Here is a 16,211-nt window from a genome sequence, read left to right on the forward strand (position 1 = left end):
CTCGGCGCTGTTTACGGGAACGTTGCCTCGGCGGTGATCCAACGGACCGGACGCCCTTCTATCGATGTGGGTGGATAATAGTCTCGCGTGAGGAGCGGGGGCAGTTGTTACGAGAACCAGACACTGCTGCCTTCGTGAGAGTTTTCCGTGGGTATGAAACTCCTCAATCTGTCGTAAAGTATGCGTGAGGGGGGAGTGTATGAGTATGTTCAAGCAAGAAGGTCGAATCGAATCTGGATGTCTTCATCTTCTCGGGATGCTGGCAAACCTTTGCCTCGTTGCGGGATGCGCTCCGGAGCCCGCGTCTCCCTTCGAGGAGGCGTGGGTGAGCAGCTCGGACTCCGCGCTGGTCGCCAGCAATAGCCTGACGCCCAACGGGCTGGGGACCAACGGACTGGGAACCAACGGGCTGGGAACCAACGGGCTGGGAACCAACGGGCTGTCGACGGCCTCCTTCGCTTCCTGGTTCAACTCGAACCCGGCTGCCGTGTCGGACATGGTGATGCGGTACCTGGTCCGCTGCGCTGTGCCTGCGGGTCAGAGCCGCACCTGGACCCATCCTTCCACTGGCGTGCGGTACACGTGGACGGGCGAACTGGGCCTCACGCCGAACTGGGCCAGTGGCCAGGTTGCCACCGAGAGGGAGGAACAGCTCATCACGGCGTGTCTCGCGGCCCATGTGAACAAGTTTGGCGTCAGCATGCAGATCTCGGTGGTCGGGCGGGATGCGTTGAACAACCTGGTGCCCATGGCTCCAGGGGAAGCCACGACCTACAGCCAGAGAGAGGCCACGTTCTACGGCAACCTGTTCCGCAACGAGGGCATCTTCGTCTGCAAGGATCCGCTCCTGAGGATCAACTCGTCGAAGAGCACCCTGCGGGCCTGCTCGATTGAGAGTCTGAGCTCGAGCTGCTCTCCCATGGCCATTACGGGCACCTGTGGTGGAGGCACGGGCTGCACCCCGGACAGCAGCAAGGAATTCGACGGCTCGTGCAAGTACAACGGGAAGGCTTACGCTGCGTTGTCGACGCGCATCCGGCCCGAGGACATCTACACGTGTGGCGACGGCATCTGCCAGATCTCGGAGTCGTGCGGCACGGGCTCGAGCGCAAGCAGTTGCCTGGCGGACTGCGGGCCCTGTCCGTAATCTCAGCGCGGTTTGGAGAAGAAGAACGCTGGGCTATGTATGATGGAAGGGTGCGCAGCCTCGCCTTCCTCTTCGTCCTCGCTTGCTCCTCCGACCGGCCGGCGCCCCTCCAAGAGGCGGCGCCAGCCTCGCTTCCTGCACCTGCACCCATCATCGCACCTGCCCCGGCGCGATACCCCGAAGCCGCGATCGAAGAGGCACAGCGGAGTAACCGCAACGCGTGCCTTCGGCTCGTGTACAAGCGCGGTTGCTCGGAGCTGCGGACCGGCACGATTACGGCGCACGTCACGCTCGATCCGGCCGGGAAGCCCGCGCGCGTCGAAATCACTGGCAATACAGTGAAGCGTGATCCGAAGCTCGTCGCCGACTGCGTCGAGAAGGACCTCGCCACGTGGACGTTTGCGCCGCCGGGTGAAGCGCCGCCGGGATTCGACATGACGCTGATCTTTTCCGACATGTGCTAACGCGAACGAGCTCGTCTTACGCGCCACGGTGCGTCGAAAAGGCGCGCGTTCACGAAGTCGTCGGGATCAACACCCGTCTCAGCGCAGTGCTTGGCCGCACGGTCGAGAAAGCCTGCGACGGCCCTCACGGTCTGCAGGAAGGTGGGCACGCTTAAGCCTGCCTCCACACCTCTCCCCTGCCACCCGCTTCCTCGTCCACGCACTCAGAGACCAGGATCGCGGACTGGGTGGGAGTGCGCTCGCCGCTCATCGTCCATGGTGAGGGTCCCAGCGGCTATGCGCCCGAGGTGGCCGCTCTCATGGATCTGCTTCGAATCGAGCGCGAACCCCCGCCTGGGTGATAGGCGACCCAGCCTGCCTCTCCTTCATGCACGTGAGGGTGTCTGGTTTCAGGCCTACCGTACCGCTACAGTTTTACCGCCGGCCCTCCAGGAGGATCGATGAACCCCCATCCTGAACAGCACTCGTCTGCAGAGGATGGACCACGCGGTGAGCTGGACGGGTTCTCGGCGCTGGAAGTGGTGGAGGCCCTCGAGGATGCCTTCCTCGCCGTGGATGTGGACCTGAAGATCCGGGCCGTGAACGCCGCGGCCGAGCGGCTCCTGGGGCTGTCTCGCTCGGAGCTGCTGGGAGTGGCGCTGGAGGAGATCCTGAACGGCAAGGAGTTCTCGCCGGCGCTCATCGACGGCTGCCTGCGCGCATTCACCGATCAGAAGCCCCTGCGCCTCATCGGGCACCGCGCCTCGGTGGATCAATGGCTGGAGATCCGACTGCGTCCCCAGCGCAAGCAGGTGTGGCTCTTCCTGCGCGACGTCACCCAGGAGCACAAGACCGAGGAGCGCCTGCGCGAGTTCGAGCACCAGCAGGCCGTGCTCCGCTACGTCATCGCCAACGTGCCCCACGCCATCTTCTGGAAGGACCGCCAGGGCCACTTTCTCGGCGCCAACCAGAACTTCCTCAATGACTGCGGCGTGGGCACGCTGGACAACCTGCTCGGCAAGACGGACTACGACATCTGGAGCAAGCGCGAGGAGGCGGACTCCTTCGTCCAGGTCGATCGCCGGGTGATGGACAGCGGCACGTCCATGCTCGATGTCGAGGAGCCCGTGCTGCGCGCGGATGGCTCGCAGCGCACGCTGCTCACCAGCAAGGTTCCCCTCCGAGACGAGCGAGGCACCGTCATCGGCCTGCTGGGCATCTACGCGGACATCACCGAGCGCAAGCGCATCGAGGTGGAGCTGCACAAGGCCAAGGAGTCCGCCGAGGCCGCCGTCCGCGCCAAGAGCGAGTTCCTCACCGTCATGAGCCACGAGCTGCGCACCCCGCTGACCTTGATCCTGGGTCCGCTGGGCGTGCTGCTCTCCTCGAGCTCCGGAGATCTCTCCGACCGCATGCGGGTGGACCTCGAGCGCATCCACCGCAACGCCGAGCGGCTCTTCCGGCTCGTGGATGACATCCTGGACCACCAGAAGGTGGAGGCCGGCCGCATGACGGTCGACTGGGAGCCCACCGAAGTCATCGCCCTCACCTCCCACATCGTGGAGGACGCGCGCTCGGCGGGAGCTACCCGAGGCATCGAGGTGCGCTTCGAGGCCGACCCGAGCGTCGGCTCGGTGCCGCTGGACCGGCGCAAGTTCGAGAAGATCGTCCTCAACCTCCTCGGCAACGCGCTCAAGTTCACTCCCGAGGGAGGCTCCATCACCGTGGCCTTGCACGCCGGGGACTCGGGGCTCGAGCTCTCGGTGAAGGACACCGGGCCCGGCATTCCCAAGGCCCGACAGGGGCAGCTGTTCCAGCGCTTCCAGCAGCTCGACGGCTCGACCACACGCAAGCACGAGGGCACCGGCATGGGGCTGGCCATCGTGAAGGAGTTCACCGAGCTGATGGGCGGCCAGGTCGCCGTGGAGAGCGAGCTTGGTCAGGGCTCGCGCTTCATCGTCCGCCTGCCGGGGACCGCCGAGCAGCTCACGTCACCGAGGCCCGCGACCCCAGCCCCGATGCGGTCGAGCCCCGGCTACCGCGCGCACCTGATGCCTGCCCCCATTCCCATCCACATGATGCCTCGGGAGCGGACGGGCTCGGCGCCGCGGTTGCTCATCGCCGAGGACAACGCCGACATGCGGGGCTACCTGGCCGATCTGCTGTCGGCGGAGTACGACATCGAGCTGGCGGAGACCGGCAGGCAAGCATGGGAAGCCGTGCAGCAGCGGCGACCCCACGTCATTGTTTCGGATGTGATGATGCCGGAGATGGATGGCACGGAGCTGGTGGCGCGCCTCAAGGCGAGCGCTCGGTACCGGGACATCCCCGTCCTGCTGCTGACCGCGAAGTCCAGCCGCGAAGAGGCCATCGACGGCCTGGAGGCTGGAGCGGACGACTACCTGGGCAAGCCGTTCGGCCCCGACGAGCTCAAGGCCCGCGTGCGTGCCGCCGTGAGGCTGCATGACGTCTACCTGCAGCTGGAGAACCGCACCAGCGAGCTGGAGACCGCGCTGCGACAGCTGCGAGAGGCGCAGGAGCAGCTCGTGCAGAGCGCGAAGATGGCCGCCATGGGCACGCTGGTGGGTGGGCTCTGCCACGAGCTCAACAACCCGATGGCCGCCATCCGCATGAGCATCGAGATGCTGTCGCGCTATCCGCTCGGCTCGGAGGCCCGGCGGTCGGCATTCGAGGTCATCGATCGCCAGTCGAGGCGCTGCGCGGGCCTGCTGAAGGTGCTGCTCGAGTTCTCGGGCCGTCCGACGACCGTCCCCGTGCCGTGCGAGGTCCGGACGGTGGTGGGACGGGTCGCCGAGCTGGCTCGCTCCGAGGTGTCCCAGCGCGGGCTGCACCTGGAGCAGCGGCTCTCTGGCGTCGAGCCTCCATGGCTTCACGTGCACGCGGAGGAGATGGAGACGGCTCTGCTCTGCGTGGTGAAGAACGCCCTGGAGGCCAGTCCGCCGGACGCCACCATCGTCATCGAGTCCCAGGCCCTGGCGCGAAACGGGGCACAGGGCGTGGAGTTGACCGTGCGTGACACCGGCTCCGGCATCCCCGAGGAGATGGTGTCCCGGGTCGTCGAGCCGTTCTTCACCACGAAGCCACCGGGAGAGGGCATCGGTCTGGGCCTCTCGTTGGCCCACCGCTTCATCGAAGCCCATGGGGGGACCTTGAATATCGAAAGCCAGATCGGAAAAGGGACAACGGTGCGCATGTGGCTGCCTGCTGCAGCCGTCCGCCAGCCGTCCGCCTCACGCGTCACGGAGGTTCGCGCGCGATGAACGTCCTGGATTTCTGGGAGGATGAGGCTCCGCTCGCACTGGAGCTCCCTCGCTCCTGAGCCGCGCCGCGCCGCGATTCAATGAGAGATTCGCCGATGACCCTCCCGGGTCATGCATGACCACGTGAGCTCCTCCCTGCTCAGGAGCCGTCCGAGCCCTGTCATTCGTTCGCCAGCTATCATGGCTCGCATGTTTCAGGGTGCGGTGGTCTTGACCGCACCCGCGCGCGTATTCGTCCGTGGGGAGAGGCGCACTCATGTTGGACATCCCAGGCTACAAGGTTCTTGGGACGATCAGAGCCACCGGCTCCAATGTGCTGTTTCATGCGGTGCGCGAGGCGGATGGGCTGCCCGTCATCATCAAGACGCCGATGATGTCCTCGCCAGGGCCGCGCGAGCGAGAGAGGTACCGGCGGGAGTTCAGCATCCTCCAGCGGCTCAGAGACGTGCGCGGCGTGGCCCGGCCGTTTGCTTGCGAGCGCATCCACGAGCGCCCCGTGTTGTTGCTGGAGCGGGTGCAGGGTGAGGCCCTGTCCGAGTCCGTGCGCCAGCCGATGGAGGCGACGCGATTCCTGACGCTCGCCGTCTCGCTGGCCTCCACGCTGACCGAGGTGCACAGCCGCAACGTGATCCACAAGGACATCAAGCCGTCGAACATCATCCTGGAGCCGGGCGGAGAGGGGAGGTTGATCGACTTCGGAGTGGCGACGCTGCAGAAGGTGGAGCACCTGGACGCGGCTTCCGGGCACATGGTCGAGGGGACGCTGGCGTACATGTCGCCGGAGCAGACAGGGCGGATGAACCGCGCGGTGGACTACCGCACGGACTTCTACTCGCTAGGCGTCACCTTCTACGAGCTGCTCACGGGCCAGCGTCCGTTCCATGGGAAGGACGCGCTGGAGTGGTTCCACGCGCACATGGCGCAGAGCGCGAAGCCTCCGCACGAGGTGAACGCGGAGGTGCCCGCGGCGCTGTCCGCCATCGTGATGAAGCTGCTGGCGAAGGTCGCCGAGGAGCGCTACCAGAGCGCCGAGGGGCTGAAGGCGGACCTGGAGCGGTGCCGTGCGGGAGCCGTGCGCAGCGCTCCGGGCGAGTTCACGCCCGGCGAGCAGGATGTGCCCCACCAGTTCCAGCTGCCCCAGCGGCTCTACGGGCGCGACGCGCAGGTCTCGTCCCTGCTCCAGGGCTTCGAGCGCGTGGTGGCGAGCGGGAAGCCGGAGCTGTTCCTGGTGAGCGGGTACTCGGGCATTGGCAAGTCGTCGGTGGTGAACGAGCTGCACAAGCCGGTGGTGCAGCGGCGGGGCTTCTTCCTGACGGGGAAGTTCGACCAGTTCCAGCGGGATATTCCCTACGCCACCCTGTCGCAGGCCATCCGCCGGCTGGTGCAGCAGCTGCTGGTGGGCACGGATGCGGAGCTGGAGAAGTGGCGCGAGCGGTTGAACCAGGCCTGGGAGGGGCAGGGCCAAGCGCTGGTGGACCTGGTGCCTCAGCTGGAACTGCTCGTCGGCAAGCAGCCGCCGCTGCCAGAGGTGTCGCCCGGCGAGGTCCACCTCCGCTTCCAGCGAGTGCTTCGCCAGTTCCTGGGAGTCTTCGCCATCACCGAGCACCCACTGGTGGTGTTCCTGGATGATCTGCAGTGGGCGGATTTGGCCAGCCTGCGGCTCATCGAGCAGATGCTGCTGCAGTCCGAGAGCCTGCCCGTGCTGTGGATCGGCGCGTTCCGGGACAACGAGGTGAGCTCGGCGCACCCCCTGGTGCCGTTGCTGGAGGAGGTGCGCAAGGCCGGGGCTCCCATCTCCGACCTGCGGCTGGAGCCTCTGAGCCTGAAGCAGGTCGAGGCACTGGTGGCCGACACGCTGCCGGGCGCGACGGAAGAGCTCGTCGCTCCCCTCTCGGAGCTGGTGCACGAGAAGACAGGCGGCAATCCCTTCTTCCTGATCCAGTTCCTGGTGACGCTGAGCCAGGACGGGCTGCTGACGCGCGCGCCCGGCGGAGGCTGGCGGTGGGATCGGGAAGCGGTGAGGGCTCGGAGCTACTCGGACAACGTGGTGGACTTCATGGTGGGCAAGCTGCGCCAGCTGCCCTCCGGGACGCAGCGCCTGCTGAGGCTGGCGGCGTGCGTGGGCAACGTCTTCTCACTCCAGATGCTGGGCACCGTCGGTGGCACGGACGAGGTGGGGGAGGTGGAGCAGGGGCTCGAGCCCGCGCTCCAAGAAGGCCTGCTGGCGCGCGTGGGCCCGGAGCAGTACCGCTTCTTCCATGACCGGATCCACCAGGCGGCCCACACCCTCAGCTCCGAGAAGGAGCGCCAGGCCACCCACCTGCGCATCGGCCGGCAGCTGCTGCGGAGCCTGTCCCCCGAGCAGCTGCGCCAGAACCTCTTCGACGTGGTCAGCCAGCTCGGTGCGGGCGTGGACTTGATCGAGGACCCGGCGGAGCGCCATCAGGTGGCGCGGTTGAACGCCGAGGCCGGTGCGAAGGCCGAGGCCGCGGTCGCGGCGGGTCCCGGCGTTGCCTACTTCAGCGCGGCCTTCGCGCTCATTCCTGGAGACCCCTGGGAGACGGACTACGAGCTGACCTTCCGCGTGCGGCTCGCCCGGGCTCGGTGCGAAGCCATGTGCGGCAATCTCGGCACGGCGCGCCAGCTGGCGGAGGAAGCTTGCGCTCGGGCACGCACTCGCGCGGACTTCAAGACTGCCTCCTGCTTGAAGAGCGACGTCTGCCTCGGGATGGGAGATATCACCGAGTCCATCCGCTGCATCCTGGACACCCTGGCGATGCTGGGGATTCCCATGCCATCGCACCCCAGCTGGGAGGAGGCGAGAGCGGCTCATGACGAGGTGTGGCGGGAGCTGGGAGAGCGCTCCATCGAGAGCCTCATCGACCTGCCGCCCATGGCCGATCCGGACATGAAGCTGTTGATGGGAGCGCTCGGCACGCTCTTCGCCAAGGCCTATGTCACCGACCTCCCCCTGCTCATCATCACCGTGAGCCGGATGGTTTCGCTCACCCTGCGCCACGGCCTCGCACCCGCGTCGGTGATCGGCCTGGGATGGTTCGGGCTGGTGACGGGCAGGGTGTCCAAGCGGTACCGGGAAGGCCATGCCTGGAACATGCTCGCTCGCGCGCTCGTCGAGCGGCACAACATCTCGATCCATCGATCGAGCGTGCTCCTCAGCACCCAGTGCGTGACGCTCTGGACCCGTCCTCCCTCCGAGGTGCAGGAGGCCACCCTCAGCGGGTTCCACCATGGGCTCCAGTCGGGCGACTTCTATATGGCCGCCTTCTGCAGCGCCATCTACGTCGGGAACTGCTTGTTCATGGGGCGCAACCTGGAGGACGTCCTGCAGGAGACGGTGACGCGCGGCGAGTTCATCCGCAAGACCGCGATCCGGGATGCGAACGAGATGCTCCTCGGTTTCCAGCGCGCCATCCGGCAGCTTCGCGGGGACACGCACTCATTCGGCACGCTGAGCGGGGACGGTTTCGACGAGCAGGCTTTCGAGGGCGGGTTGACGTCCGCCCGCATGAGCACCATTCGCGGTTGGTACTGGGGCCTCAAGCTCCAGGGGCGCTTCCTGTGTGGTGCCTGGAAGGAAGCCCTCGAAGCGGCGGAGAAGGTCTCCGAGCTCCTCTGGTCCTTGCTGGGCAGCTTCGTGAGGAGGGAGTTCCACCTCTACCGCGCGCTGTCGCTGGCCGCGTACTTCGAGGAGGCCACACCCGAGCAGCAGCGTTCCTCTCTCGAGCTCCTGCGCGGCGATCACCAGCAGCTGGCGGAATGGGCGGAGAACTGCCCCGAGACGTTCCGCGCGCCCGAGCGGATGGTGGCCGCGGAGTGGGCTCGACTCGAGGGGCGACCGGATGAGGCGACGCGCGCCTACGAGGAGGCCATCCGGGTGGCTCGGGAGAGCGGTGCCACCCAGTTCGTGGCCTTGGCCAGCGAGCTGGCGGCGAACTTCTGGCGCACGCGCCAGGCGCCCATCGTCGCGCACACCTTCGCGAGGGAGGCGCGGGCGGCGTATCTGCAGTGGGGAGCGTTGGGCAAGGTGCAGCAGCTGGACGGCCTGTGGCCGAACCTCGCGGTTGCGCAGGACGTCGTGGATGCGGAGACCAGCAGCAGCACGAACTCGACACAGATCGACGCGCTGACGGTGGTGAAGGCGCAGCAGGCGATCTCCGGCGAGATCGTGCTGGAGCGGCTGGTGACGACGCTGCTGCAGGCTGCGATCGAGAACGCCGGTGCGCAGAGAGGAGCGCTGGTGCTGCCGAGCGGGGACACGCTGTCGGTGGTGGCCAGCAGTGAGGTGTCGCGGGGGAACCTGGGCGTGGAGGTGGGCAGAGGCGCCTCCCAGGAGCTGCCGTGGACGGTGCTGTCGTACGTGAAGCGCTCCCGAGAGCCAGTGCTGATTGGAGATACGTCGCGGCCGCACACGTTCGCCGGAGACGAGTACCTGTCGCGGGGCAAGGCGCGGTCGGTGCTGTGCCTGCCGCTGATGAGGCAGGAGCAGTTCAGCGGAGCACTGTACCTGGAGAACGACCTGGCCACCGATGCCTTCAGCCCGACCCGGCTGGCGCTGCTGGGGCACCTCGCGTCGCAGGCGGCCATCTCGATCGAGAACGCGAGGCTGTACGCGGACGTGCAGCGGGCGCGGCAGGAGCTGAGGAAGGCCAACGACGAGCTGGAGCAGCGGGTGGAGGAGCGGACGCGGGAGTTGAGGCAGGCGCAAGCGCGGCTGGTGGACACGGCGCGAGCGGTGGGAATGGCGGAGGTGGCCTCGAACGTGCTGCACAACGTGGGCAACGTGCTGACCAGCGCGGTCATCAATCTGGAGATGATGCAGCGGGCGGTGGGAGGCTCGAGGGTGGGCAAGCTGAAGCAGGCGACGAACCTGCTGCTGGAGCACCGCGCCGAGTTGACGAGCTTCCTGGCACAAGGGGCGAGAGGAGGGAACCTGCCGGAGTATCTCTCGGCCATCGCGGACGAGCTGGCGAGCGAGCAGATGAAGCTCGTGGAAGACATGGACGCGATGGGGCGGCACATCGAGCACATCCGAGCCATCGTGCAGGTGCAGCAGACGTACGCGAAGAGCTCGCTGATGACGGAGGAGTGCGACCTGGCGCAGTTGATCGAGGACGGGCTGAGGATCCAGATGCCCGCCTTGCAGCGCCACGGCGTGTCGGTGGTGCGCCAGCTGTCACCGGTGCCCAAGGTGAAGGTGGACAAGCACAAGGTGCTGCAGATCCTCATCAACCTGATCAGCAACGCGAAGTACGCGCTGGACGCGATGACCGAGGAGCAGCGTCACCTGACGGTGAGGCTCATGGTGGAGGATGGGCTGGTGCGCATCCAGGTGATGGATGCGGGGATGGGAATTCCCGCCGAGGTCCGGGGCAAGCTGTTCGCGCACGGCTTCACCACGCGCAAGGACGGGCACGGCTTCGGGCTGCACTCGAGCGCGCTGGCGGCGCAGATGCTGGGAGGCCGCCTCACGCTGGAGAGCGAGGGGCCTGGCAAGGGCGCCGTGGCCACCCTGGAGCTTCCGGTCTCGTAGCCATGGGACGCACGGGGGCCTTCCCGCGATGGGGGGGGAACGCGCGCGGCCATGACGCGGAATTCATCCTGGGAAATGCGACTAGAAAATGGAGCCCCTGTCGTCAGTGAGGAAGTCAGGGCCTGGAGCGAAGAGCCCTGGCTTCCTCATCCAGGCACTCACAGGAGCATCCTGCACATGTTCGAACATCTGATCCGTCGTGTCCTTCCGCGGCCCTCCTCCTCAGCCCCGAGATCGAGCCGGGTGGAATTCCCCACCCAGACTCTGGGAGGCCATGGCATGAAGTTCCTGATGGGGGTAGGCCTTGTCGCGACCCTCGCCGTGGGATGTGGAGGCTCGGAGCTGGAGACCGAGGAGCCGTCCGCGCAGCAGAGTGAGCAGGTGCCCGGGGATACTCGGGAGAGCCTGGCGAACTCCTGCACGTACAAGGGCATGACCCCTCTCGCCTACGGCTGCCGCCCCGCCAGCCCCTCATGCCCCAGCGGCTGGTCCTATTATACGTACAGCAAGGTCTACAGGTGCTGCGAGGCCGGCATCTGCTACGACGAGTACGACAACCACCTGGTGGAGCTGTACACCTGCTGCTGACCCCGGCTCTCCCATGGGCGTCCCGTCGCCCGACACCCAGGCAACTCAGCGTGCCAGCTGCTGCAGAACGTAGTCGTAGAAACCGCTGATGTTGGTGAACGAGCCCACGACGTCGATGGCCCGGCCGCTCTCGCTGGGCACGAGGGCGCCCAACATGCCGGTGTCCTCCGTCACCACGGCCAACTGGAGCGTCTGGGGCGCTGCGTAGAGATCCGGCCGGGCGAGCCAGACGGCTGCCGTGACGTCCCACATGTCATAGAAACTCTCGGCCGCGACGAACTCGTAGCTCTGGTACGCGAGGTTGGAGGTCGGGTACCGCTTCGCGTTCTCGAGGAGCCGGCTCATGAAGGAGGCCGTGATCGCAGCGCTGTTGGTGATGTCGAGCGGGAACAACGTGATCGGGAACGTCGTGTTGCGGAAGACCCGGTCGGCCGCGAACGGATCCCAGAACACGTTCCACTCGGCATAGGGGTTGGCGACGCCGGGCGGCAGCGTCTGGGGATCGAGGTTGCCACCCACGTTGATGGCCCCGCCCATCCAGACGACGCGGCCGATCTTCGCGATCAGCGCCGCGCCATCCGCGCGATCGAGGAGCATGGCCAGCGGGGTAAATGGTCCCGTACAGAGCACGGTCACGGGCTCGGTGGCGCTCTGCAGAACCTCTCGCAGCAGGGCATCGCCGTCGCGATAGGGCGTCGCGAGGGGCTGCAGCGCTTGCAGCATGGCGAGGCTATCCTGCTTGATGCAGTCGCCGCGGTACTCCCAGGGAAAGGGGTTGTAGCCGCGGGCCGCCGAGAGCCCGAGAGGGATGTTGGTGCGGCCGATGAACTGCTGGATGCGCCAGGCGGCATTCATGGCGGGGGTCGTGATGCAGTCCCCGTTGACCACGACGATGGCACGCAGGTCAATGCCAGACATCGTGGTGAGCAGGATGGTCGCCATGTACTCGTCGATGGCGGCGTCGTGCAGGAGGACCACAGGGGTGGAGAGATTCGAAGTGCTCATGGAGTTCCTCGGGAGAAAGGGTGATTCGTGGAGTACGTGTTCGTGCTCAGAGTTGGAGCGTGTCGTCGGTGATGCCGATGGCGGCCTGCACCCGTCCCACCGTCGCGGGAGCCGTGATCTCCGGCCACCCCGTGTCCCCGCGATCGCGCCGCGCCGCCACGACGGCGTGCTTGACCGCGAAGAACACCGTGGCGGCAAGGACCAGCGGAGGCTCGCCAATGCCTTTCGACCCGTTCACCGAGGCATAGTCGAGCGGCAGCCCGGTCACCGGGTGATACCGTTGCATCTGGTGCAGACGTACGTTGAACACCAGCGGCACGGACTTGGTACCGGGCGGCTTGTAGTCCCAGGTGCCATCGGAATACAGCGCACCGTCGGGGGTGTACATCATCTGCTCCGTCAGCATCAGCCCCGCGCCTTGCAAGAACCCACCCTCGATCTGGCCGATGTCGAGGCACGGGTTGAGGCTCTGGCCGTTGTCGAACAGGATGTCGGTGCGCAGCAGCGTTGTCTCGCCCGTGAGCACGTCGATCTCCACCTCGGAGCAGGCCGCCGAATAGGTGAAGTACAGGAAGACTCGGCCATAGGGCTGGTCGCCCCCGATGTTCCCGACGTACGGGGCCTTGTAGGTGGCCTCCGCCTGCAGATCCACCCGCGCCCCGAAGGCGTTGGCCACCACCTTCCTCCACTGCGAGGGGTTCTCAGCCGTCCAGGCGGGCGTGTTCGAATACTCGCAGTACTGCAACAACCGCGCGCGAAGGGTCTGACACGCGAGCTTCACCGCGCTCCCGAACAGATCGGAGCCTGACGATGCAGCGGTGGGCTCCGAATTGGGAGCAGCTCCCGTCCAGGTGTCCCCGATGCGGATCAGGCTCATGGGGATCCCGAGTTCCTGGGCCGCGATCTGCGTCATCTTCGTGTTGATCCCTTGCCCCAGCTCGATGCCCCCGTGCTGCACCAGCACCGTGCCGTCGGCCGCATAGATAGACACATAGGCCGAGCCTTGCTCCAGCGTGCGGGGCTGGTATCCCACGCCGTACTTGAAGGGCATCAGGCAGATGCCACGCTTCTTCCAACGGTTCTTCTCGTTGAATGCGGTGATCTCCGCCTGCCGGCGATCAAACTCGCAATGGGTGCGCAGGTGGTCGTAGAGCGCGATGGCGTTGCAATACTTCAGATCCTGCGCGAAGTGCGTCTGTTGCCAGGAGTTTAACGTTGCGTTCTGGTACATGTTGCGTCGCCGCACATCCTCGGGCAGCAAGCCCGTGGAATGGGCCACCCGCTCGATGGCCTCCTCCACGGCCAGGATGGCCTGGAGCGTGCCAAAGCCTCGCATCGCGGTGTTGCTCGCGAGGTTGGTGCGCGCAACGGTGCCCGTCGTCCGGTAGGTGGGCACGAAGTAGCAGCCGTCTCCATTCTGCTGTGACAGGTCCATCACCGGAAAGCTGGCGTCGTACGTGCAACCGCCGTTGCTGACCATGTCCAGTCGCATGCCCTGGAGCTGGCCTTCGGGGGTGTAGCTGACGGCGAACGCACTCCGGTACGGGTGCCGCTTGCCGATCGTGGCCATGTCCTGGTTGCGTGTCAGCACCAACTTGACCGGACGCCGCGCCTTGCGTGCGGCCACCGCGGTTGCCGTCGAGAGCATGTACGGGCGGAACTGCTTGCCGCCAAAGCCACCGCCCAGCCGTCGCACGTACACCTGGATGTTGGCGGCGGGCACGCCGAGGATGCTCGCCGCGTATTGCTGGATACTCGCGGGTTGCTGCGTGGAGCTGTAGATCTCCATGTCGTCGCCCTCGCCGGGCACCACCATGCAGTTCTGCACCTCGAGGTAGAACTGCGCCTGCGCTTCGGTGCGCTGCATTCCTTGCAGCAGGGCCCCGCCCGGAAGCGGCTTGTCGGGACGGTCGAGCCATGCGACATCGCTGCCAGACCGCGTGATGCTCGGAATGTGATCGAGGGTCGGAAGGTCCTGGAACACCCCGGCCTGGTGGGGTTCGGCCAGCGCCTGCTCGATCTCGAGGATCGGCGTCTCCGCCTCGTAGGACAGGTATTCCTCTTCGAGGATCCGCGCGGCCGTCTGCGCCGCCCAGGAATCCTTCGCGAGCACGAGCGCGATGGGCTGCCCCCAGGAGAGGATCTTCCCGTCCTGCGCGAAGACCGGATCGTCCCCGCCCATTCCGATGAGGTTGTTGGGCCGCTGGAGCGGGTCCGTGCCCGCTGGAAGCTGCTCGGCTCTCAAGATGGGGACGTCGTCAATGGTCACGAGATCCACGACGCCCGAGACGCGAGCTGCGACGGCTGCGAGGGCGGCGGAGCTCCCTCCCCGCCACTGAAAACGGCCGCGAGCAATGCCAGACAGAACGTACGCGGCGACGAGCCCGTGCGGGGGAAGGGGAAGATCCGCGGTGTAGATCGCCTCGCCCGTGGTCTGCAGGAACGCCGTGTCCTTGAGGATCGGCATGCCCACCGGGCTCTCCTGTGGGTACACGTCCGTGATCTCGGTCCCGCGTGTGAGCGGACGCTCCTCGAGCCGGCCCGCGGAGGCGACGGCCGGCGATACCGGCACGCCCCTCTCTTCAGCCACGTAGACGTAGAACTTGTAGAACAGCGTTCGGCAGAGCGAGGCCCGGTACCCACGCGGCAGGAACTCCGTGCCGTCGTAATCGACGATGTGCGCGGCGACCTCGCGTTCGAGCACGGGGAGTACCGCGGCAAGGGTCCTCTCATCCCAGCGCTGGCCCTTCAGCGCGGCCTCGGTCGCCGAAGCGCGGAGCGGGAGTCCTGCCAGCCCGCCGAAGTACAGCCATGCGTCTTCCACGATGGGTGTGCCAGGGGTGAGCTGAACGCGGAAGGCGGTGTTGACGATGGGGTGGCTGTCCTCGTTGCGCATCCGCACCTTGTAGGAGCGGACGAGCTGGTTCGGGCCGGTCCAGGGCAGGTGGAAGTCCACCAGCACCGCGTCGTCCGGGAGTGCGCTGGGAGCAGGGAGCTCACTCACGGCAAAGCTGCTCCACCCGCCCGGATAAGTGGCCGAGGCCACGACACACACTCCGTTCAGCGCGGAGAACGTGAGGAGAAGGTCGGACGGGAAGGGGGCGGGTGTGTCCGCGCGGAGGCGGGCCATCATGATGTTGCCGCCGATGGTCCCCGCGCTGCGCACCTGGAGATTGGCGACGATGTCGAGGTGCCGGCGCAGATCGGACAGGCCTCGATAGCGGTCGACGGCTGTTGAGCCCGTGGTGCTTGCCGGGTTCGTCGTGTTGGCGTCGATCCACTCCAGCAGCTCCTGGAGCGTGGTGGCGGCGCCGACGTGCACGCCATTGGCATCGGCGGAGATGCCCCGGAGCCCGCGCACCGCGCTGATGTCGACGAGCACGTGAGGATCATTGACGTCGACCTTGTAGATGCCGACGTCGGTGTTCCCGCCGACCAGCTTGACCTGGGCGCGATCACCGCCATGTTCGCGCAGGATGGCCTGCACCCCCGAGATGTCCGTCGGACGGTGCCACTGGTACCCCCGGCCCTCGAAACGCAGGTCGAGCTGCGCGCGCACACGGGCCTTGAGCTCCTCCGGGAAGACGACGACGGCAGGCGTCTTCGCCACCTTCGGAGCCTGCCCGGCGGCGGGCTGGCAGGGATGGTTGGATCGGAAATCTTCGTGCTTCGCGGCGTCCACCGCGAACGTGCGCATGGCCTGGAGAATCGGGCGGAAGCCGGTGCACCGGCAGATGTGGCCGTCGAAGCGGTCCTCGATCTCCCGGGCGGTGAGCTTCTGGTCCTTCTGGAGCCCCGCGAACATGTTCATCACGAAGCCGGGCGTGCAGAATCCACATTGGGAGGCATTGCACGCACCGACCTCGTACTGCACCGGGTGGAGGCCGTCACGCACGTTGCCGATGCCTTCGACCGTCGTGACAGCTTGCCCGTCGAGCAGACAGACCGGGCGTAGACAGCTGTTGATCGGCCGGCTCGTCAGCGAGTCGGTGCCCGGGTCCCAGGTCGTGAGCGTGACGGTGCAGGCGCCACATCCGCCCTCCCCACACACCAGCTTGGTGCCGGTGAGCGCTGTTTCACGGCTCCGCAGGTAGTCCACGAGCAGGAGGGTGGGGTCCGGGTTGTCAATGACATGCAGCTTCCCGTTCACAGCAAACATGAGACGCCGCGAAGGGCGGGTGTCGGTCGTTTCCACG

General features: G+C 66.6%; 8 protein-coding genes and 1 pseudogene. 6 read left to right on the top strand and 3 right to left on the bottom strand.

What is annotated here, in order from left to right; all coding sequences use genetic code 11:
* Nucleotides 1–325 precede the first annotated feature (325 nt).
* Nucleotides 326–1,147, top strand: a complete 822-nt coding sequence (locus KY501_RS47495; RefSeq protein WP_224371823.1) for a hypothetical protein — start codon at nucleotides 326–328, stop codon at nucleotides 1,145–1,147.
* Between the two features lie 50 nt (nucleotides 1,148–1,197).
* Nucleotides 1,198–1,611: a hypothetical protein gene (locus KY501_RS47500; RefSeq protein ID WP_224371825.1), complete on the top strand. Its 414-nt coding sequence runs from the start codon at nucleotides 1,198–1,200 to the stop codon at nucleotides 1,609–1,611.
* On the opposite strand, the gene KY501_RS54485 is transcribed toward KY501_RS47500, so the two are convergent.
* Entirely contained in the window at nucleotides 1,608–1,814 is a 207-nt protein-coding gene (locus KY501_RS54485) for a DUF1993 family protein (protein ID WP_373691728.1), read from the bottom strand. The two genes, KY501_RS47500 and KY501_RS54485, sit on opposite strands and share 4 nt — an antisense overlap.
* Here KY501_RS54485 and KY501_RS47510 point away from each other — a divergent pair.
* The 4 genes and pseudogenes from KY501_RS47510 to KY501_RS47525 all read left to right on the top strand — a co-directional run.
* A pseudogene (locus tag KY501_RS47510) lies at nucleotides 1,784–1,952 on the top strand (tRNA1(Val) (adenine(37)-N6)-methyltransferase); the annotation flags it as partial. The gene KY501_RS54485 and the pseudogene KY501_RS47510 overlap by 31 nt on opposite strands.
* A 99-nt stretch (nucleotides 1,953–2,051) precedes the next feature.
* The gene (locus KY501_RS47515; protein WP_224371828.1) at nucleotides 2,052–4,871 is read left to right on the top strand and encodes an ATP-binding protein; all 2,820 of its coding nucleotides are present in this window, start codon (nucleotides 2,052–2,054) and stop codon (nucleotides 4,869–4,871) included.
* 256 nt (nucleotides 4,872–5,127) lie between these two features.
* Nucleotides 5,128–10,422 (top strand): trifunctional serine/threonine-protein kinase/ATP-binding protein/sensor histidine kinase, encoded by a 5,295-nt coding sequence (locus KY501_RS47520; protein ID WP_224371830.1) that lies wholly within the window; start codon nucleotides 5,128–5,130, stop codon nucleotides 10,420–10,422.
* 279 nt (nucleotides 10,423–10,701) lie between these two features.
* On the top strand, nucleotides 10,702–11,010 hold the full coding sequence (locus tag KY501_RS47525) for a hypothetical protein (RefSeq protein ID WP_224371832.1): 309 nt from the start codon (nucleotides 10,702–10,704) through the stop codon (nucleotides 11,008–11,010).
* Between the two features lie 45 nt (nucleotides 11,011–11,055).
* Here the strand turns inward: KY501_RS47525 and KY501_RS47530 are convergent, their stop codons facing one another.
* Nucleotides 11,056–12,015, bottom strand: a complete 960-nt coding sequence (locus KY501_RS47530) for a nucleoside hydrolase (protein ID WP_224371835.1) — start codon at nucleotides 12,013–12,015, stop codon at nucleotides 11,056–11,058.
* 46 nt (nucleotides 12,016–12,061) lie between these two features.
* Nucleotides 12,062–16,174, bottom strand: coding sequence for a molybdopterin cofactor-binding domain-containing protein (locus KY501_RS47535; protein WP_224371836.1), 4,113 nt, complete (start codon nucleotides 16,172–16,174; stop codon nucleotides 12,062–12,064).
* Nucleotides 16,175–16,211: the final 37 nt, after the last annotated feature.

The sequence above is a fragment of the Hyalangium versicolor genome, assembly GCF_020103695.1.
Taxonomy (GTDB): Bacteria; Myxococcota; Myxococcia; order Myxococcales; family Myxococcaceae; genus Hyalangium; species Hyalangium versicolor.

Coding starts and splice junctions, on each gene's coding strand:
- KY501_RS47515 (WP_224371828.1), top strand. CDS start 2,052: ATGAACCCCCATCCTGAACAGCACTCGTCTGCAGAGGATGGACCACGC.
- KY501_RS47520 (WP_224371830.1), top strand. CDS start 5,128: ATGTTGGACATCCCAGGCTACAAGGTTCTTGGGACGATCAGAGCCACC.
- KY501_RS47525 (WP_224371832.1), top strand. CDS start 10,702: ATGAAGTTCCTGATGGGGGTAGGCCTTGTCGCGACCCTCGCCGTGGGA.
- KY501_RS47530 (WP_224371835.1), bottom strand. CDS start 12,015: ATGAGCACTTCGAATCTCTCCACCCCTGTGGTCCTCCTGCACGACGCC.
- KY501_RS47535 (WP_224371836.1), bottom strand. CDS start 16,174: ATGTTTGCTGTGAACGGGAAGCTGCATGTCATTGACAACCCGGACCCC.